This window comes from Micromonospora sp. NPDC023966 (assembly GCF_040639095.1).
Taxonomy (GTDB): Bacteria; Actinomycetota; Actinomycetes; order Mycobacteriales; family Micromonosporaceae; genus Micromonospora.
Genome location: NZ_JBEZZJ010000005.1, coordinates 146,709 through 165,297, shown reverse-complemented (window position 1 = coordinate 165,297; position 18,589 = coordinate 146,709). Strand labels below are relative to the sequence as shown.

The 18,589-nt window shown below is 72.1% G+C and carries 21 protein-coding genes; 8 read left to right on the top strand and 13 right to left on the bottom strand.

The genetic code is table 11. The features are described 5' to 3' along the window. Positions 1-194 precede the first annotated feature (194 nt). A complete protein-coding gene (locus tag AB0F68_RS11105; protein ID WP_357335182.1) occupies positions 195-623 on the bottom strand; it encodes a hypothetical protein in 429 nt (142 codons plus the stop codon). Beyond that, on the bottom strand, positions 620-961 hold the full coding sequence (locus AB0F68_RS11100) for a hypothetical protein (RefSeq protein ID WP_107078638.1): 342 nt from the start codon (positions 959-961) through the stop codon (positions 620-622). The genes AB0F68_RS11105 and AB0F68_RS11100 overlap by 4 nt, the downstream gene beginning before the upstream one ends. Before the next feature lie 264 nt (positions 962-1,225). Here AB0F68_RS11100 and AB0F68_RS11095 point away from each other — a divergent pair, with 264 nt between their 5' ends. From AB0F68_RS11095 to otsB, 3 genes are all read left to right on the top strand, one after another. Next, positions 1,226-1,666: a helix-turn-helix transcriptional regulator gene (locus tag AB0F68_RS11095; RefSeq protein WP_357335179.1), complete on the top strand. Its 441-nt coding sequence runs from the start codon at positions 1,226-1,228 to the stop codon at positions 1,664-1,666. A 163-nt stretch (positions 1,667-1,829) separates the two neighbouring features. After that, the gene (locus AB0F68_RS11090) at positions 1,830-2,183 is read left to right on the top strand and encodes a hypothetical protein (RefSeq protein ID WP_091314007.1); all 354 of its coding nucleotides are present in this window, start codon (positions 1,830-1,832) and stop codon (positions 2,181-2,183) included. Between the two features lie 70 nt (positions 2,184-2,253). Then, positions 2,254-3,078, top strand: a complete 825-nt coding sequence (otsB, locus tag AB0F68_RS11085; protein ID WP_357335176.1) for a trehalose-phosphatase — start codon at positions 2,254-2,256, stop codon at positions 3,076-3,078. 9 nt (positions 3,079-3,087) lie between these two features. Here otsB and AB0F68_RS11080 read toward each other — a convergent pair whose 3' ends face one another. The 4 genes from AB0F68_RS11080 to AB0F68_RS11065 all read right to left on the bottom strand — a co-directional run bounded on the left by AB0F68_RS11080 (position 3,088) and on the right by AB0F68_RS11065 (position 7,968). Beyond that, positions 3,088-3,858 (bottom strand): isoprenyl transferase, encoded by a 771-nt coding sequence (locus tag AB0F68_RS11080; RefSeq protein WP_357335173.1) that lies wholly within the window; start codon positions 3,856-3,858, stop codon positions 3,088-3,090. 31 nt (positions 3,859-3,889) lie between these two features. Then, positions 3,890-5,026: a geranylgeranyl reductase family protein gene (locus tag AB0F68_RS11075; RefSeq protein WP_357335171.1), complete on the bottom strand. Its 1,137-nt coding sequence runs from the start codon at positions 5,024-5,026 to the stop codon at positions 3,890-3,892. A gap of 206 nt (positions 5,027-5,232) precedes the next feature. Next, positions 5,233-6,087, bottom strand: coding sequence for a hypothetical protein (locus tag AB0F68_RS11070; RefSeq protein WP_357335168.1), 855 nt, complete (start codon positions 6,085-6,087; stop codon positions 5,233-5,235). 39 nt (positions 6,088-6,126) lie between these two features. Continuing rightward, on the bottom strand, positions 6,127-7,968 hold the full coding sequence (locus AB0F68_RS11065) for a phosphoenolpyruvate carboxykinase (GTP) (protein ID WP_357335165.1): 1,842 nt from the start codon (positions 7,966-7,968) through the stop codon (positions 6,127-6,129). Between the two features lie 494 nt (positions 7,969-8,462). On the opposite strand from AB0F68_RS11065, the gene AB0F68_RS11060 reads away from it, so the two are divergent. Continuing rightward, a complete protein-coding gene (locus tag AB0F68_RS11060) occupies positions 8,463-8,999 on the top strand; it encodes a GtrA family protein (protein ID WP_357335382.1) in 537 nt (178 codons plus the stop codon). A gap of 63 nt (positions 9,000-9,062) precedes the next feature. Further along, complete coding sequence (locus AB0F68_RS11055) at positions 9,063-9,767, top strand: GtrA family protein (RefSeq protein ID WP_357335162.1); 705 nt, start codon at positions 9,063-9,065, stop codon at positions 9,765-9,767. Positions 9,768-9,816: 49 nt separating this feature from the next. On the opposite strand, the gene AB0F68_RS11050 is transcribed toward AB0F68_RS11055, so the two are convergent. Further along, complete coding sequence (locus AB0F68_RS11050; protein WP_357335160.1) at positions 9,817-10,389, bottom strand: PH domain-containing protein; 573 nt, start codon at positions 10,387-10,389, stop codon at positions 9,817-9,819. 80 nt (positions 10,390-10,469) lie between these two features. Next, positions 10,470-11,345 carry a biotin--[acetyl-CoA-carboxylase] ligase gene (locus AB0F68_RS11045; RefSeq protein ID WP_357335158.1) on the bottom strand — a complete coding sequence of 292 codons (876 nt, stop codon included), beginning with the start codon at positions 11,343-11,345 and terminating at the stop codon, positions 10,470-10,472. 96 nt (positions 11,346-11,441) lie between these two features. Here AB0F68_RS11045 and AB0F68_RS11040 point away from each other — a divergent pair, with 96 nt between their 5' ends. Then, the gene (locus AB0F68_RS11040; protein ID WP_357335155.1) at positions 11,442-13,025 is read left to right on the top strand and encodes an acyl-CoA carboxylase subunit beta; all 1,584 of its coding nucleotides are present in this window, start codon (positions 11,442-11,444) and stop codon (positions 13,023-13,025) included. A gap of 49 nt (positions 13,026-13,074) precedes the next feature. Here AB0F68_RS11040 and AB0F68_RS11035 read toward each other — a convergent pair whose 3' ends face one another. The 5 genes from AB0F68_RS11035 to AB0F68_RS11015 form a co-directional block, all read right to left on the bottom strand. Further along, positions 13,075-13,959, bottom strand: coding sequence for a hypothetical protein (locus AB0F68_RS11035; protein WP_357335153.1), 885 nt, complete (start codon positions 13,957-13,959; stop codon positions 13,075-13,077). Beyond that, positions 13,952-14,455 carry a SigE family RNA polymerase sigma factor gene (locus tag AB0F68_RS11030; protein ID WP_357335150.1) on the bottom strand — a complete coding sequence of 168 codons (504 nt, stop codon included), beginning with the start codon at positions 14,453-14,455 and terminating at the stop codon, positions 13,952-13,954. Before AB0F68_RS11030 ends, AB0F68_RS11035 begins: the two co-directional genes overlap by 8 nt. 57 nt (positions 14,456-14,512) lie before the next feature. Then, on the bottom strand, positions 14,513-15,496 hold the full coding sequence (locus tag AB0F68_RS11025; protein ID WP_357335147.1) for a 2-dehydropantoate 2-reductase N-terminal domain-containing protein: 984 nt from the start codon (positions 15,494-15,496) through the stop codon (positions 14,513-14,515). Between the two features lie 94 nt (positions 15,497-15,590). Next, positions 15,591-16,196 carry a class I SAM-dependent methyltransferase gene (locus AB0F68_RS11020; RefSeq protein WP_357335144.1) on the bottom strand — a complete coding sequence of 202 codons (606 nt, stop codon included), beginning with the start codon at positions 16,194-16,196 and terminating at the stop codon, positions 15,591-15,593. A gap of 43 nt (positions 16,197-16,239) precedes the next feature. Continuing rightward, a complete protein-coding gene (locus AB0F68_RS11015; RefSeq protein ID WP_357335141.1) occupies positions 16,240-16,983 on the bottom strand; it encodes a M50 family metallopeptidase in 744 nt (247 codons plus the stop codon). A gap of 100 nt (positions 16,984-17,083) precedes the next feature. Here AB0F68_RS11015 and AB0F68_RS11010 point away from each other — a divergent pair, with 100 nt between their 5' ends. Together AB0F68_RS11010 and AB0F68_RS11005 are read left to right on the top strand one after the other, a co-directional pair. Continuing rightward, complete coding sequence (locus tag AB0F68_RS11010) at positions 17,084-17,644, top strand: Uma2 family endonuclease (protein ID WP_357335138.1); 561 nt, start codon at positions 17,084-17,086, stop codon at positions 17,642-17,644. Between the two features lie 123 nt (positions 17,645-17,767). Next, entirely contained in the window at positions 17,768-18,520 is a 753-nt protein-coding gene (locus tag AB0F68_RS11005; protein ID WP_357335135.1) for a GH25 family lysozyme, read from the top strand. Positions 18,521-18,589: the final 69 nt, after the last annotated feature.

Genomic DNA, 18,589 nt, shown 5'->3' with positions numbered 1-18,589 from the left:
TCGCGCGACTGCGGGCTCGCAACACCGGCTCACTCCTCGCGCTCACGCCTTGCCGGGAGATGAACAGGCGCGGCGAACCGGCCGGGATGCATGCCCCCTGCGCGCATCCCGGCCGGCGGAGCCCCGTCACCGGTCTGACGGCGGCTCCGACGGTGCGCGTCCGCCGCGGACGGCACACCGTGTCTGGGCGGACCTCAGCCCTGCCGCCGGACCAGGGTCCCGGTCCGCGACCCCCCGCCGGCCGCGCCGAACGAGGAGCCGGTGTACGTGGTGCCCTGCCGGGTGGCCAGCCCGCCGAGCTGGGTGGTCGTGGTGGCCCGCGGGGCCGGGCCGGACGTGGCCCGGGCGGTGACCGCGGCGGGGACGGCGGTGCCGGCGAACGGCGCGGTGCGCCCGGCGGGCCCGGTCATCACGGCCGGGGCCGGGCCGGCCAGCGCGGAGGCGATGGCCGCCTGGGCGTCCCTGCGGCGCCGGTTCCAGGCGCCCCGGTCGCCGTCGAAGTAGCCCTGGCGGTAGCCGAACCGGTAGCCGATGCGGTAGCTGAGCTGGCCGTGCAGCCGGCCCGCCGCGTAGCAGGTCGAGCCGAGCACGAGGACCAGCACGACGGCGAGAAAGGGGCTCATCGCTCGTCCGCCCCGGGCAGGGGGTCGACGACCAGCAGCCGCTCCAGGTCGGCGGTGCTGACCTCCTCGACCAGTTCGACGCTGATCCGGCAGCCGTCGACGATCACCTCGGCCACCGAGGCCCGGCGGATCTCGCCGCCGGCGTCGTAGACCCGGACGCTCAGCTCGGGGCAGCCGAGGTGGGTACGCCAAGCGTCCCACTCGTCGCGGTCGCCGACGCTGAGGGAGAGGTAGCGGCAGCCCCGGGCGAGGTAGAGCCGCCACGGGGCGCTCAGCCCGGCGGTCACCCCTTCCGCGATCAGGCCGAAGGCCTGCGCACGGGTCGCGAGCTCGGTCACGAGACCCCCTCGACACCCGCGGAGTGACGCATATGAGCACTCGTCGTCTCATGCACGTGACACACCGTAAGTTGTCTCATGAGCGTGACAGTATCAGCTTTTCGTCTGTTTACCGCCGTACTGGCGTCCATCTATTCTGCCCGGGTGACACCCCTCAGGAACAGCGCTGGATCGTTTACCGAGAATCGTGGATCACCGTCACGTCGGCGTGACAGCAGCGTGCCGGGACGCGACGCGGAGACCGACTGGTCGTACCGTCACGGGGTGACCGAGACCGCGAACGCACGGAAGATCGCCTTCGCCACCTTCGTCCGGCGCGCGCTGGAGGACGCCCGCGCCATGCGGGCCTGGAGCGGCACCGAGGTCTCCCGGCGCACCGGCGTCTCCCGCCAGACCATCAACCGCTGGGTACGCGGCGACTGGGCCAGCGACCCCGAGGCCGAGCGGGTGGTCGCCTTCTGCGAGGGGCTGGGGCTCAACCCGGCTGCCGCGTTCGCCGCCCTGGGCTGGGACCGGGCGGCCACCCCCCGCGCCACACCCACCCCGCCGCCGATGGACCCGGACGTCGAGGCGCTGCTGCGCCGGCTGGTCGACCCGAACGTCTCCGACGCGGAGAAGTTCCACATCCGGGAAACCATTCGTTATCTCGCTTATCGCCCAACCCTTCCGGTCGATGTCCGAAATAGAGGAAAACAAGTCGGCTAGTTCCTCAGATGGCGAAAGAACGGAGGGCCAGACCCGATCGTTTCGCCTCGGGGCCGGATCGGACACGCTAGCGTCCACGTTTGTACTGCTAAGGGCTCGTCATCGGCGGGGGGACGGGACACAGCCGAACCCAGCCCTGCGGGACAGAAGGAGGGGTCTGTCCATGACCCTGAAATGGTTGGCAGTCGTGGTCGCGGTGGTGTCGGTGACATCGTGCGTGACCGGCAACGTGGTGGTCGGCGTGCTGGACGGCGGGCAGCTTCCCCTGGTCGTCAATCTCTTCGCGCTCATCACGGCCGGCACCGCGGTGGTCCTCGCCGTCGTCGCCGAGCTGCACGACCGGCTCAACGACCGGGTCAGCGCACTCACCGAGTTCCTGGTGGCGCGGCTCAACGAGATCGAGGCGCACACCGGCGACCGGAACACCGGCTTCGTGGAGGGCTACCTGCTGAGCCACGGGCAGGAAGCGGCCGTGGTGCCGTTCGGGCGCCGGGGACGGGGAGCCGCCGAACGCTGACCTTCCGCGTCGTCCCGGCGTCACATCTCGGCCACGAATACGCCGCAGTGACCGGGGTACGCTGACGCGCGTGCCGCCGTTGAATCTGGGCAACCACCAGCCGAAGACTCCGTTGGACGCCGAGCACGCGTGGCGCGCCACCGCCGCCCGCGCCGGCGACACGGTGCTCTTCTTCGACTTCGACGGCACCCTCGCGCCGGTCGACGACGACCCGACCGCGGTCCAGCCCGCGCCGAAGGTGCTCGCCGCGCTGGAGGCGCTCGCCCCGCGGGTACGTCGGATCGCCATCGTCTCCGCGCGCCCGGTGGAGTTCCTCCGCGACCACCTCGGCGGCCTCGCCGGCATCGACCTCTACGGCCTCTACGGCCTGGAGCACAGCCACTCCGGCGGCGAGACCGTCACCGAGCCGGCCGCCCTGCCCTGGGTGCCCACCATGGCCGAGCTGGCCGAGCAGGCCCGCGCCGAGTTGCCGCCCGGCGCCCTGGTGGAGTTCAAGCGGCTCTCCGTCGCCCTGCACTGGCGCACCGCGCCCCAGCTCGGCGACCTCGTGCAGGAGTGGGGCCGGGCCCGAGCCGAGCGGCTGGGCCTGCGCTGCCAGGCCGGGCGCATGGTGCTGGAGCTGAAGCCCCCCGTCGACCGGGACAAGGGCATGGTCATCGGCGAGGTCGTCCGGGACGCCGGCGGCGCCTGGTACTTCGGCGACGACGTCTCCGACATCAAGGCGTTCGCGGCGCTGCGCGCCCGGGCCGCCGGCGACCCGCAGTTCCTCGGCGTCTGTGTCGCGGTGGCGAACCCGGAGACCGGTCACGAGGTGGCCGACGCCGCCGACCTCACCCTCGACTCCCCCGCCGCCCTCGGCGACTTCCTCACCGAGGCGCTTCCCCACCTGGGCTGAGGCCGCGCCTCAGGCCCCGTAGCGGCGTTGCCGGTTGGCGTAGGAGCGCAGGGCGCGGAGGAAGTCCACTCGGCGGAAGTCGGGCCAGTTGAGTTCGCAGAAGTAGAACTCCGAGTGCGCGCTCTGCCAGAGCATGAAGCCGGAGAGACGCTGCTCGCCGCTGGTCCGGATGATCAGATCCGGGTCGGGCAGGCCCTTGGTGTAGAGATGCTCGGAGATGTGGTCGACGTCGATCGAGTTGGCCAGCTCCTCGACCGTGCCGCCGGTCGCGGCGTGCTCCAGCAGCAGCGAGCGGACCGCGTCGGCGATCTCGCGCCGGCCGCCGTACCCGACGGCGATGTTGACCTGGGCCCCGCCGCCGCGCTGCCGGGTGCGCTCCTCGGCCGCCTTGAGCGCGGCGGCGTGGTGCGCGGGCAGCACGTCGAGCGCGCCGACCATCCGCAGCCGCCAGGGGTTGCCCTCCTCGGCCAGCTCCGTGGTGAGGTCCTCGATGATCTGGAGCAGCGGGTCCAGCTCGGCGGCCGGCCGGGAGAGATTGTCGGTGGAGAGCAGCCAGAGCGTGACGTGCCCGACACCGGCGGCGTCGCACCAGCGCAGCAGCTCCTTGATCCGCTCGGCGCCCATCCGGTGGCCGTCGTTCGGGTCGACGAAGCCCATCTCCCGGGCCCATCTGCGGTTGCCGTCGCACATCACGCCGACGTGCCGGGGCACCGGCTTGCCCGCGAGCTTGGCCGTGAGCCGGCGCTCGTACACGGAGTAGAGGAGTTTCCGCAGAGTCATCACCTTGCAGGGTAGCGACCCGCGCGGAAGATCAGTGTCTCGGTGGCCCATCGCGCCGGGCGAGGCCGAAGCCGATCATGCCCAGGGTGCGGGCGTCGAGACGCCCGTCACCCAGTCCCAGCTCCACCACGGTCCGGTAGACCCGGTCGTCGCGGCGAGCGGCGCGAACCGCGCCGTCCACCACCCACCGGCGCCGGGCCAGCCAGGCCGCCACCGAGCTGTGCCGCAGGTGGGTGCCGAGCCGGCGGCGCAGGGCGTCGGCGTACCGGCGGGCCGCCCGGTGCGGGGTGCCGGCCGCCGCGGCGCCGGCCAGGGCCCCGGAGCGCAGCGCGTAGAAGATGCCCTCGCCGGTGAACGGATTGATCAGCGAGAGAGCGTCGCCGGCCAGCACCACCCGGCCCTGCCCCGGCGCCGGCCGGTGGGTGGAGAGCGGCAGGTGGTGGGCGCGCAGGCCGGTCACCGCCGCCGGGTCGGTGCCGGGGAGCAGGGCGGCCAGCCGGTCCAGCAGATGGGCGCGGGTCAGCGGCTCGCCGCGCAGCACCTCCCCGTACCCGACGTTCGCCCGTCCGTCACCGATCGGGAAGGACCAGGCGTACGCCGGCCAGCGCGGCGACGAGGTGACGATGAGCTGCTCGGGTGGACCCGGGCGGGCCGGGGCGTAGCCCCGGATGGCGAGCGCCAGGTGCCGGTCCGGGTTCACCGGGTGGCCGAGCGTGCGGCGCAGCACCGAGCCCGCGCCGTCCGCCCCGACCACCGCCCGGGCGGAAAGTTCCCCGTCGAGCACCACCCGGTCCTCACGCACCTCCACCTCGCGGACGGTGTGCCGGCGCAGCTCAGCGCCGGCCGCGGTCGCCGCCGCCACCAGCCGCGCGTCGAACACCTGCCGGGGCACCGTGTACGCGGGCCGGGGCAGCGCCCGGGCCACCGTGCCGCCACCGGGGCCGATCAGGCGCAGCGCGGGCAGCGGCGCGTACCCGTCGACCGCCCCGGTCACCCCCAGCTCGGCGAGGACGTCCAGCGCGTGCGCGGCGATGCCGTCCCCGCACGCCTTGTCCCGCGGAAAGTCGTACCGGTCCAGCAGCAGCACCCGCTCGGCCCCCGCACGCCGCGCGCCGAGCGCGGCAGCCGCCCCGGCAGGCCCCGCCCCGACAACGATGACGTCCCACACACCCCCATCCTCCCCGCTGACCTCCCCACCCCGCCCCCGCCGCGCCCCACCCGATCCCGTTGATCATGAGGTTGGGGGCAGTAAAGAAGATCGACACCGCGGCCAACCTCATGATCACCCGGCGAGATGGCCGCCCCCGGGGCCCGGTGGGGTTGATCAAGGAGTTTGGGTCGGGATTCGGCCGTTGCCTGACGCGAACCTCTTGATCAACGCAGCGAGGACGGCGGGGTGCTGCGGCGGAGGGAGTAGAGGGTCACCAGGGCGGCCGTCAGGAGGGGGGCGCCGTCGCGGATGAGGCCGTCCAGGCCGAGGAGCCACCAGCAGAGCGGGAGGTGGACGGCGAGGGTGGCGATGGTGATGACGATCAGCAGCCTGCGGGCCCAGGGGCGGTCGCGCATCAGGAACGCGGTGCAGAACAGCACGGCGTAGCTGACCGCGATGCCGGCGGCGAACCAGAACAGCACCGCGGGCACCGCACTGATCCGCCCGTCCAGGATCGACCCGGTCGCGACCAGGGCCGGCACCAGCATCAGCGGGCTGTAGGTGAAGGCGGCGACCCGGGCGGTGAGCAGCCAGCCGGTGACCGGCGGGCGCTTCGGGACGACCTCCCGCCAGGAGATCACCCCGCCCTCGACGACCAGGCCCTTGCGGTGCCGGACCAGGTGCCCGCCGACCGCGTCGGAGCGGTAGAGCAGCGCCACCACCGCGACGCAGAGCGCGGTGAGCACCCCGAAGCCGAGCAGCCCGGGCAGGGGCGGCACGCCCGCCCGGGGCACGACCAGCCGCCCGACCGCGAAGACCGTGGTCACCGCGAGGATCAGCCCGAACGGTTTCGCCACCGCACGGCCCCGCTTGACGTGCCCGATCAGCACCAGGAAGCCCAGCGAGCGCAGCATCGCCCAGCCGGTGCGGACCGCGAGCCCGAACTCCTGCTCCGGGGCGTACCAGTAGTTGAGCAGCTCGACCGCGACGGTGGCCCCCGCCGTGACGGCGAGCAGGGTGGTCAGCGCCCGGACGGCGGACGGCCGCCGGACCTCGACAGGTTCGGCGGCCGTCCTCATGGCATCCGGTGTTGCCCGGTGCGGGCTTCCGTCACACCTCTACTTCTGCGGCTCCGCGTCGAGCCGGGCGCGCAGCGCGTCCAGCTCGGCCCAGAGGACGCCGGGGAGCTTGTCGCCGAACTTCTCGAACCACTCGGTGACCAGCGGCAGCTCGTTGCGCCACTCCTCCGGGTCGACCTTGAGCGCGATCCGGACGTCCTCCGGGGTCATGTCGAGGCCCTCGACGTCCAGCGCGTCCTGGGCCGGGACCATGCCGATCGGGGTCTCGACCGCCTCGGCCCGACCCTCCAGGCGCTCGATGACCCACTTGAGCACCCGGGCGTTCTCGCCGAAGCCCGGCCAGAGGAAGTTGCCCTCGGCGTCCTTGCGGAACCAGTTGACGTAGTAGATCTTGGGCAGCTTGGCCTCGTCGCCGTCGGCGCCCTTGCCCATCTCGATCCAGTGCCGGAAGTAGTCGCCGGCGTGGTAGCCGATGAACGGCAGCATGGCCATCGGGTCGCGGCGCACCACCCCGACCGCGCCGGAGGCGGCGGCGGTGGTCTCCGAGGAGAGCGTCGCGCCCATGTAGACGCCGTGCACCCAGTCGCGGGCTTCGGTGACCAGCGGGACGGTGTCCCGGCGCCGGCCGCCGAACAGGATCGCGTCGATCGGCACGCCGTTCGGGTCGTAGTAGTCGTCGGCCAGGATCGGGCACTGCGTGATCGGGGTGCAGAACCGGCTGTTCGCGTGCGAGGAGAGGCTGTCGCTCTCCGGCGTCCAGTCGTTGCCCTTCCAGTCGATCAGGTGCGCCGGCGGCTCACCCATGCCCTCCCACCAGATGTCGCCGTCGTCGGTGAGGGCCACGTTGGTGAAGACGGAGTTGCCGCGGTCCAGCGTCCGCATGGCGTTGGCGTTGGTCTTCCAGTCGGTGCCCGGTGCGACGCCGAAGAGGCCGTACTCCGGGTTGATCGCGTAGAGGCGGCCGTCCGGGCCGAACCGCATCCAGGCGATGTCGTCACCGATGGTCTCGACCTTCCAGCCTGGGATGGTCGGCTCCAGCATCGCCAGGTTGGTCTTGCCGCAGGCGGACGGGAAGGCGCCCGCGATGTGGTAGACCTTGCCCTCCGGCGAGGTGATCTTGAGGATCAGCATGTGCTCGGCGAGCCAGCCCTCGTCGCGCCCCATCACACTGGCGATCCGCAGCGAGTAGCACTTCTTGCCGAGCAGCGAGTTGCCGCCGTAGCCGGAGCCGAAGGACCAGATCTCCCGGGTCTCCGGGAAGTGCGAGATGTACTTGGTGTCGTTGCACGGCCAGGCGATGTCCTGCTGGCCCGGCTCGAGCGGGGCGCCGATCGAGTGCAGCGCGTGCACGAAGTCGGCGTCGTTCCCCATCGCCTCCAGGATCTTCTCGCCCATCCGGGTCATGATGCGCATCGAGGCGACCACGTACGGGCTGTCGGTGATCTCGACGCCGAACATGGGGCTCTCGGCCTCGACCGGACCCATGCAGAACGGGATGACGTACATGGTGCGCCCGCGCATGCACCCGCGGTACAGCTCCGTCATCGTCCGCTTCATCTCGGCCGGCGCCATCCAGTTGTTGGTGGGGCCGGCGTCCGCCTCGTCGACGGAGCAGATGAAGGTGCGCTCCTCGACCCGGGCGACGTCCGTCGGGTCCGTCCGCGCGTAGAACGAGTTGGGCTTCTTCTCGGGGTTCAGCCGGATCAGGGTGCCCTTTTCGACGAGCTCGTCGGTGAGGCGGCGCCACTCCTCGTCGGACCCGTCCACCCAGACCACCCGGTCGGGAGTGGTCAGTTCCGCGACCTCACGTACCCAGGCGAGCAGTTTGGGGTGGGACGTCGGGGCCTGATCGATACCCCGAACAGTAGCCGGAGCAACCATGTCACATCTCCTTGTGGTCGACGCTGACCGATGTATGGGATGCACGAGTTCTGGCGAGCCGGTGCGCCGCCTTCGTGGAAACCTGGGATTGGGCTCAGCGTAAACCGGGCTGCCTCCCCAGTCAGTGGGACTGGTTGTGAAGAACTGCACAAGGTACGGCCACGCTGCGGCATCGCGATCTCTTACCCGCTTTCGCGCGCAGTTTCACGCAAATCTTGCGAAGAACCTTCGGCGGGCCGGTACGCCGCCAACCCCGGGGAGGCGTCCGACGGGCGGAATCTGACCGCCGTTCCGGTCCACAATTCCGCCACGGCCGGTTACGCTCCGCTCACGGATACGGGAAACGGACGGCGGTCAACTGAGGGGGCGCGGCGCGCGTACCCGACCCGGTCCGGCCCTCCACGGGCGGCGCGCCGGGGCGGCGGACCGCCGACTCGCCGTTGCGGCCGCTCCCCGCTGCGCGCACCCGGTACTCTCGGCGGGTGGCCGCGACGATGACCGGGGACCAACCGGGGGCTCCGCAGACCCGTCGAGGTCTGATCGGCGCCCTGCTCGACCGTTTCGGTCATCTCATCCGCGAGATGAGCAAGTTCGCCACGGTCGGCGGCTTCGCCTTCCTCGTCGACTTCGCCCTCTTCAACTACCTGGCGAGCGTGCGCCACATGCCGCCGGTGGCGGCCAAGACCGTCTCCACCGTCATCGCGGCCACCCTGGCGTTCATCGGCAACCGGTTCTGGACCTGGCGGCACCGCCAGCGCTCCCACCCCGCCCGCGAGTACGCGCTGTTCTTCTTCTTCAACGGGGTGGGCCTCGGCATCGCGGTCGCCTGTCTCGCGATCAGCCGCTACGGCCTCGGCGCCATCTGGCCCGAGGTGTTCCAGACCCCGCTGGCCGACAACATCGCCAGCTTCATCGTCGGCACCGGCCTCGGGACGCTGTTCCGGTTCTGGTCGTACCGACGGTTCGTCTTCGTCGAGGCGGGAACTCCCCCCGTTCCGGCGACGAGCCGCGACCGAGAGTCCGGGGCGTGACCCACCGCCCATCCCGTCCTGCCGGGCCCAGTCGGCCCTGCCCACTGACCTAAGGTGTTCCGCATGCCTCTTGTCCGTCTGCTGCCCGAGCGCTGGCAGAAGTTCATCCACGAGGCGCTCAAATTCGGCATCGTCGGTGGCATCAACACCGTCATCAATTACGCGGTGTTCAATGCGCTGGCGCTCACGGTTTTCCGCGACGGCCAGCTCAAGGCGACCGTCGTCGCGACCATCGTCGCGACGATCACGTCGTATCTGATGAATCGGCACTGGACGTACCGGGATCGACCGAAATCGGCGCTTCGCCGCGAATACGTCCTGTTCTTCGTTTTCAACGGCGCCGGCCTGTTCATCGAACTCGGCGTCCTGGCGCTGGCCAAGTACGGCCTCGGCGTGAACAGCCTGCTCGCGTTGAACGTGGCGAAGACCGGCGGCGTGCTGCTGGCCACCCTGTTCCGCTTCTGGTCCTACCGGACGTTCGTGTTCCAGCCGGTGCCGAAGCACGCCGAGGAGACCTGGCACACCATCCCGCGTGACGAGTGGGACACCATGGCGGAGATGGACCCGGTGGCCGAGCTGGCCGAGTCGGTCAGCGAGCTGGAGGAGAACGAGCCACCGCTCGGCGAGCGCCGCGTGGGCGACTACGCGCCACCACAGGGCCGCCCCGCACCGGCGGACGCCGGCCTCGGCCGCGCCCTGGGCGCCGACCTCGACGCCGAGCTGGCCGCCGAACTCCAGCCCACCCCGCGCCGCGCTCCGCGCCGCTGACTCCGGCCGGCTCTCCGGCGCCCGCAGTGCGGGCGCCGGAGGCGCAGGGTCAGGCGGAGGGGTCGCGGAGGGGCTTGCCCTCGGTCATGTCGGCCAGGATCTCGCGCATCTCGCCGTCACCCAGGCTGTGCCGGTCGTGGTGGGCCTCGACCAGCTCGTAGAGCTTGGTCTGGACCTGGTCGACGTGCGGCACGTCGGTGAGCACCGACTGGCCGCGCTCACCGGCGGACTCGATGGTCAGCGTGCCGCAGCCGAGCAGCCGCTCCAGGAACTTCTGGTGCATGGCGTGGTCGTTGATCCGGGTCAGCGGCAGGTCCCGCCGGTTGCGGGAGAACACCCCCTCCTGGAGCAGCACCCGCTCGTTGGTGAAGAGGTAGTGGGTGGTGCGCCAGACCAGGAACGGCCACAGCCCCAGCCAGAACACCAGCACCAAGCCGAGCGCGGCGATCACGTAGAGCGCGATCGTGCCGCCGTCGCCCTCGGGCAGCAGGACCCAGCCCGCGACCACCGCCGCGACGGCGAGCACCAGCACCAGGATCGGCCGGATCAGGGCCTTCCAGTGCGGGTGCAGATGCAGCACGACGTGCTCGTCTTCGGTGAGCACGTCTTCGGGGAACGCCACGGAAACCTCCACTCGCAGAACAGGACGCGCTGACCGTAACCGGTCGGCGCATCCTCCGGGATCGGCCGCGCGGTGGGTGCTCAGCGCAGGTGCAGCACGTCGCCCGCGGCGAGGCGCAGCTCCCCCTCCGGGCCCTCGACCAGCAACTGCCCGTCCGGGTCCACGCCGGTCGCGGTGCCGCGGACTTCGCGGCCGTCCGGGAGCAGCACCCGAACCTGCCGGCCGACCGTGGCGCAGCCGGCCAGATAGGCCTCCCGCAGGCCGCTGGCGACCGCGTCGCCCCCGGCGTCGCGCCAGCGCTCGTACCAGTCGGCGAGCGAGCGGAGCAGGGCGCGCAGCAACGGGTCCCGGTCGGTGGCGGCGGCCCCGGCGAGCTGGAGCGAGGTGGCCGGCAGCCCGGTCGGGTTCTCCGGCAGCTCGTCGGCGCGCAGGGTCACGTTGAGGCCGATGCCGACCACGATCGCCGGCGGCCGGTCCGGCGCGGCACCGTGCACCGCCTCGGCGAGCACGCCCGCGCACTTCGCGCCGTCCAGCAGCAGGTCGTTCGGCCACTTGAGCCGGGCGTCGAGCTCGGCCAGCCGGGCCACCGCCTCGACCAGCGCGACGCCGGCCAGCAGCGGCAGCCAGCCGTACCCCGGCGGTGGCACGGGCGACCAGCCGCGCTCCGCGACGGCGTCACCCGGCCGGAACAGGACGCTGGTCGCGATGCCGGCTCGCGGCGGTGACTGCCAGACCCGGCCGCGCCGGCCCCGGCCGGCGGTCTGCCGCTCGGCGACCACCACCAGCCCCTCCGGCTCGCCCGCTCGCGCGGCCTCCACGACGTCGGCGTTGGTCGAGCCGGTCTCGGCGCGCAGTTCCAGCCGGCGCCAGGGCCCGTGCGGCGCGACCAGCGCGCGCTGCAGCCGGGCCGCGGACAGTGGCGGGCGGTCCAGATCGGTGTACGGCGAGCCGGGCATCCCGCCAGCCTACGGCCCGCGCGTCGGCCGGTGGCCGGGAAGCGGTGAGGCGCACTGCACAGCGGCACCCACCTGAACCATCGTTATATTCCCTGGGTGACTACCGAGACCGGGATCAACATCCACACGACCGCCGGCAAGCTGGCGGACCTGGAGCGACGGCTCGACGAGGCGGTGCACGCCGGGTCGGCCCGCGCGGTCGAGAAGCAGCACGCGCGGGGCAAGAAGACCGCTCGGGAGCGGATCGAGATGCTCCTCGACGAGGGTTCCTTCGTCGAGATGGACGAATTCGCCCGGCACCGCTCGACCAACTTCGGGCTGGAGAAGACCCGCCCGTACGGGGACGGCGTGGTGACCGGCTACGGCACGGTGGACGGCCGGCAGGTCTGCGTCTTCGCGCAGGACTTCACCGTCTTCGGCGGCTCCCTCGGCGAGGTCTTCGGCGAGAAGATCGTCAAGTTGATGGACCTGGCCATGAAGATCGGCTGCCCGGTCGTCGGCATCAACGACTCGGGCGGCGCGCGGATCCAGGAGGGCGTCGCCTCGCTCGGCCTCTACGGGGAGATCTTCTTCCGCAACGTCCGGGCCAGCGGCGTCATCCCGCAGATCTCGCTGATCATGGGCCCGTGCGCGGGCGGCGCGGTCTACTCCCCGGCGGTCACCGACTTCACCGTGATGGTCGACCAGACCTCGCACATGTTCATCACCGGCCCCGACGTGATCAAGACGGTCACCGGCGAGGACGTGGGCATGGAGGAGCTGGGCGGCGCCCGCACCCACAACTCGCGCAGCGGCAACGCGCACTACCTCGGCACCGACGAGGAGGACGCGATCGAGTACGTCAAGGCGCTGCTGTCGTACCTGCCGTCGAACAACCTGGACGAGCCGCCGGTCTTCGATGCGCCGGCGATCCTCGACGTCACCGACGAGGACCGGGAGCTGGACACGCTCATCCCGGACTCGGCCAACCAGCCGTACGACATCCACCGGCTCATCGAGCACGTGCTCGACGACGGCGAGTTCCTGGAGGTCCAGCCGCTCTACGCGCAGAACCTCGTGGTCGGCTTCGGCCGGGTCGAGGGGCGTCCGGTGGGCGTCGTCGCCAACCAGCCGATGCACTTCGCCGGCACCCTGGACATCGCCGCCTCGGAGAAGGCGGCCCGGTTCGTGCGCACCTGCGACGCGTTCAACGTCCCGGTGCTGACCTTCGTGGACGTTCCCGGCTTCCTCCCCGGCACCGGGCAGGAGTGGGACGGCATCATCCGCCGCGGCGCGAAGCTCATCTACGCGTACGCCGAGGCCACCGTCCCGAAGGTCACCGTCATCACCCGCAAGGCGTACGGCGGGGCGTACGACGTGATGGGCTCCAAGCACCTCGGCGCCGACCTGAACTTCGCCTGGCCGACCGCGCAGATCGCGGTCATGGGGGCGCAGGGCGCGGTGAACATCCTCTACCGCTCCGAGCTGGCGAACGCCGAGGACCCGGCCGCCGTACGGGCCGAGAAGATCGCCGAGTACGAGGACACCCTGGCCAACCCGTACATCGCCGCCGAGCGCGGCTACGTCGACGGGGTGATCCCGCCGCACGAGACGCGCACCCAGATCGTGCGGGCGCTGCGCGTGCTGCGCACCAAGCGCGAGACCCTGCCGCCGAAGAAGCACGGCAACATCCCGCTGTAGCGCTCCCCGTCGAGGCCCCCGCCGGACGTCCGGTGGGGGCCTCGACGCCTCAGCAGCCGGGGTTGGCGGCGACACACATCCGGCGGGCCGCGGTGCGCGCCACGTCGAGCAGTTGCGCCTCGTTCACCCTGCTACCCGGCACTCCAGGCTGCAGGGGCTCCTCCGGCACCAGGACCGTGACCAGGTCGCCGACCCGGACGACCAGCCGGTCCTCGGGCCGGGGCGGGATACCAACCGGTTCGCCGGTCGCCGGATCCACCTGCACGGACATGCTGTGCCGGAGCAGGATCGCCTGGTCGCCGGCGAAGCCGCTCGCAGCAACCGTCCAGTGGTGCACGACGGTGGCGGTGGTCATCCCCTCCTCGCTCTGGACCTGGCTGACCGCCTGCCACGCCGGGCAGGCCGCTACGAGCCGATCCAGATCCGCGAAGAACGGTCCCGCCGCCTTGGCCTCCAGCCGGTAGACGTCCTGGCTGATGATCGGCCTCTTGTCCGGGGCGAAGCCGTCCACCGAGATCGCGCCGATCAGCGTCTGCGAACGGGAGTAACGCGAAGCGGTGTCATCCGCCGGCAGCCCACGCTCCTGCCCGCAGGCGCGGAGGATGTCGTCCACCCGTATCCGCTCACCGAGGCCCGTGTCGCCGAGCCGCTCGTCACTCTTCGCCGGCACATCGTCCGGCGTCAGCATCGCCTCCACAGGAATCTCGGCCCGGCCGGTGGCCGGCTCGGGAACGGCGGCAACCTGAGGTGGCACCGGCGTACCGGCCCGACCGACGACGATGGCGGAGACCGAGGCGACCACCAGCAACGCCGCAGCCGCCGCCACCGCCGTGCGCCGGCTGCGGCGGCGGGCCAGCGCCCGAATTTCGGTCGGCTCAGCCCAGCGGACGTCGCGCAGCTCTCGCTGCACCAGTTCGACGAATTCGTCACGCATCTGCGGCCTCCTCCTCCAGATCCACGACCGCGAGCAGCCCGGCGAGCGCCGCACGCCCCCGGGAGAGCCGCGCCTTGACCGTGCCGACCGGCGCCTCGGTCTCCCGGGCCACCTCGGCGACCGGCATGCCGAGCAGGTAGTAGAGCGCGATGGCGGTGCGCTGTTCCTCGGGGAGCCGGCGCAGCGCGGCCACCACCTCGACGGTGTCGGTGTTCGGCGCGGGGATGCTCTCCTCCGCCCCGTGCCGCAGATACGCCCGGGCCCGGCTGCGGAGGCTGCGCCAGCGGCTCACCGCGATCCGGCTGGCCACCACGCGCACCCACGCCTCCGGGTCGTCGTAACCGCGCACCGTCGACCAGCGCTGCCAGGCCCGGATGTACGCCTCCTGCACGGCGTCCTGGGCCTCGGCCAGGTTGCCGGTGAGCACGTAGACGAAACCGAGCAGCCGTTGCCGGCTGCCCCGGTAGAACTCGTCGAACCCGTCGCTGTCGGGCACCTGCCACCTCCCCGTGTTCGCAGGAGACACGCCTGGCGGAGGCGGTGCGGTTGCCGGTCAGCCGACCATTTTCTCCAGCTCCGTGCGGGGGAAGTCGCCGGCCGCAATGCGCTCGCGGACCGCCCGGCGGACGGCCGCCTGGACCGCCGCGTTGGCCGGGGTGGGCACCCCGTGCAGCCGGCCGAGCAGCACGATCTCGCCGTTGAGGTGGTCCGCCTCCGCGGAGCGGGCGCCCCGGGCCAGGCTCTGCCAGGTGGAGCCGCCGGCCCGCTCCTCGCCGTCGACCGGCCGGTGCCGCACCCGGTCGCCCCGCTCGGCGGCCTCCTCGGCGGGCGTGGTGTGCGGGATGCCGGCGGCGGCGAGCGCGGCCTCCCCCTCGGCGCGTACGCGGGCGGCCAGCGGCTCGGGCACATCCGGGCCGAGCAGCGCCTGGAGGCCGTTGCCGAGGTTGCCGAGGAGCTTGCCGTACTTCCAGCGCATCACGTCGTCGCGGACCGGGGCGACGAACCCGGCGGCGGTCAGGTCGGCGGCGACCGCGCGGCTGGTGTCGTCCGCGCCGGACGGGTAGCGGCCGAGGTGCAGCATGCCCGGGTGCGGGTACCCGTTCGCCACCACCACGCCGGGTTCCAGGTGGGTGGCGGGCAGCCAGACGCAGACCGGGTGCACGCGGGCGAACAGCCGCAGCGCGGCCGACTCGTTGGCGACCCCGTTCTGGGCCAGCACGATCGGCAGCCGCTCGCCCGCCGTCCCGCCGCCCTCGACCGGGGTGTCCACCCAGGTCGCCAGGGCCGCCGCGGTGTCCTGCGACTTGACCGTGAGCACCAGCACGGTGTCCGCCGGCAGTGCGCGGTCCTCCGGCCCGGCCACCGCGGGCAGCCGGCTGGTGATCGTGCCGTCCGGCGTCCGCAGGGTCAGGCCCCGCTCCCGGAGCGCGTCCAGGTGCGCGCCGCGGGCCACCAGCGTCACGTCCCGGCCGGCCTCCCCCAGCCGTACGCCGATGGTGCCGCCGACCGCGCCCGCCCCGATGATCACGTATCGCACGGATCCGATTCTGCCCCGCCCCGGCCCGGCCCGCCGGGTGATCCACTGCACGCCGGGGTTGTCCGTGTCCTTCGGACCCCGACGCAGGAGCCGGTCAGGTCACCGTGGCGAGGTGGCAGAGCCAGCGCTGGCCGAGGCCGGCGACGTCCCGCAGCAGCCGCAGCGGGGTGAACCCGGCCCGGCGGAGCAGTTCCGCGCTCTCCTCGGCCCCGTACCAGGCGAAGAAACGGTCGGCGCTCTCCCCGGGCCAGCGCTCCCAGCTCTCCCCCTCGCCCTCCTTGACGCTGAGCAGCAGCGGCGCGCCCGGCCGGAGCACCCGCCGGACGCCGGCCAGCGCGGCCGGCGCCCCGGCCTTCGGCAGGTGCAGCAGGGCGGCCGAGCACCACGCCCCGCCGAAGGCGCCGGCGCGGAACGGCAGCCGGAGCAGATCGGCCTGGACCAGTGGTACGCCCACCCGCCGCCGGGCCTCGTCCAGCATGGCGGCGGAGAGGTCCAGCCCGACCGGCGTGGCGCCCCGGTCCGCCCAGAAGGCGAGGTCCCGCCCCGGGCCGCAGCCGAGGTCCAGCAGCGGCCCGTCGAGCCGGCGCTGGAACTCCTCCGCCAGCTCGCGGTAGGTGCCGGGCACCTCCGGGTTCCGGGCGGCGAAGTCGGCAGCGATCCGGTCGTACGCGGCCCGGTTCCGGGTGGTCACCTCGTCCATGCGGGCGCAGCCTAGCGGCGCTCAGGAGCGGACGAGACCCCGCTCAGACGGTGAGGCCGGCGTCGGTGAGGATCGGGCCGGCGAGCAGCAGCGCGCCGGCGCCCAGCGCGGCCAGGCTGACCAGCAGGAACACCGTCACCCAGAACAGCGGCGGGAAGGGGGTGAGCCGGGCGAGCTGATCCGCGTCGGACTCGGGCATCCGCCCCCGGCTGCGCAGCCGCTGCAGCTCGATCACCGGGCGGACGCCGCCGAAGAGCAGGAACCAGACCGACGTCCAGGCGAACGCCGCCTGCACCTGCGGCGAGGCGTACCAGGAGACGGCGAGCACCACGCCGCCGGTGACCAGCAGGGACAACACGCCGAAGACGTTGCGGATCATCAGCAGCATGGCCAGCAGCAGCGCCACCGCGACCCAGAGCAACAGGGTGATCCGGTTGCCAGCGAGCAGCCACGCGCCGGCGAGACCGATCAGGGACGGCGCGACGTACCCGGCGAGCAGGGTGAGGATCATCCCCGGGCCGGTGGGGCGGCCGGCGGAGAGGGTTAGCCCGGAGGTGTCCGAGTGCAGCCGGATGCCACGCAGCCGCCGGCCGGTGAGCAGGGCCGCGAGGGCGTGGCCGCCCTCGTGCGCGATGGTCACGGCGTTGCGGGCGATCCGCCACGGCAACCGGGTGGCGACCACCGCCACCGCGACGACGGCGGTGAGCAGCACCAGCAGCGGCGGCGGGTCCGGCTGGGCGCCGAGCAGCTTGTCCCAGAGGGTGGTGAGGCCGTCGATCAGGGGCATGGGCGGGGAGCCTACCGGCCTGAGCTGTGTCGTTCGAGAGCCGACGACCCGTATCGTGTGAGAGTGATCGGGTGGCGAGTCGGAGCAGAGGTGAACGCCGATGAGCGCGGCACCACTTGAGCCCTTCGGACCGCACGTCGGCCTCTGGACCGAGGCCGACTACCTCGCCCTGGGTGAGAGCCGCGACCGGATCGAACTGCTCGACGGGAGCCTGATCGTGAGCCCTGCTCCGAGCAAGAGACACCAGACCATCTCGCGCCGCCTCGCGAACTCGGTGGAAGCAGCCGCCGAGCAGCACGGGCTGCTGGTGTTCGAGGCGGTCAACGTCCGACTCGGATTGAACCGGATCGTCATTCCGGACCTGGTCGTGGCCGACACGGACGACGAGGGCACCGTGATGGAGGCCAGCGAGGTCCGGCTCGTCGGAGAGATCGTCTCGCCGGGGAATGCCGCGGCTGACCGGCTGGTCAAGATGCAGCCCTACGCCATCGCCCGGATTCCCTGGTACCTGCTGGTGGAGCAGGACGGGGACAGCCACTCGCTGCGGCTGCACCGGCTGGACGGGGAACACTACGTCGAGGACCGGGTCGCCAAGGCCGGCGAGACCCTGACGGTCACCGAGCCCTTCCGTTGGGTGATCGACCCCAGCACCCTCCGCTGAGTTGACCCGCGGGTCACCGAGGCGACGACGGTCGTCAATGAAAAATTCTTTAAGCCCTCTTGTGATCTAGGGCACTTACCTCCAAAGATGGGCGTCAATCATTGGACGTCCCTGGAGGCATCAATGGCTCGTACCAGACTCTCCGTGCGCCGGTTGCTCGCCGCCGGCCTGACCGTCGCCGCCACCGCGGCGGCGGCCCTCGTCGCGACCGCCGGACCGGCAGCCGCGGCGACCACCCCCGGCATCGACGTCTCTCGCTACCAGGGCACCATCAACTGGACCAGCGTGCGCAACGCCGGCATCCAGTTCGCCTTCATCAAGGCCACCGAGGGCACGAGCTACAAGGACCCCAACTTCAACGCGAACTACGTCAACGCCTACAACGCCGGCGTGATCCGCGGGGCCTACCACTTCGCCCGGCCGAACATCTCCTCCGGCGCGATCCAGGCCAACTACCTGGCCAGCAACGGCGGCGCCTGGTCCGCCGACAGCCGTACGCTGCCCGCCGCACTCGACCTCGAGGGCAACCCGTACGCCGGTGGCTACTGCTACGGCCTCACCACCACCGGCATGCGCAACTGGGTGCAGGACTTCCTCAGCACCTACCGGTCCCGCACCGGCCGGTACGCGGTCATCTACACCACCACCAGCTGGTGGAACCAGTGCACCGGCAGCTGGACCGCCCCGTGGGCCAACCACCCGCTGTGGGTCGCCCGGTGGTCCAGCACGGTGGGCACCCTGCCGGCCGGCGCCCCGTTCTGGAGCTTCTGGCAGTACACCAGCAGCGGCAGCGTCTCCGGGATCAGCGGCAACGTCGACCGCAACTACTGGAACGGTGACCGGACCCGGCTGATCGCCCTGGCCAACAACACCTGACCATCCCCCACGGTCGCCAGTCGGCGGCAGCGGGATCGGCTACGACCGAGGTCGTCAGCCGGTCCGGCT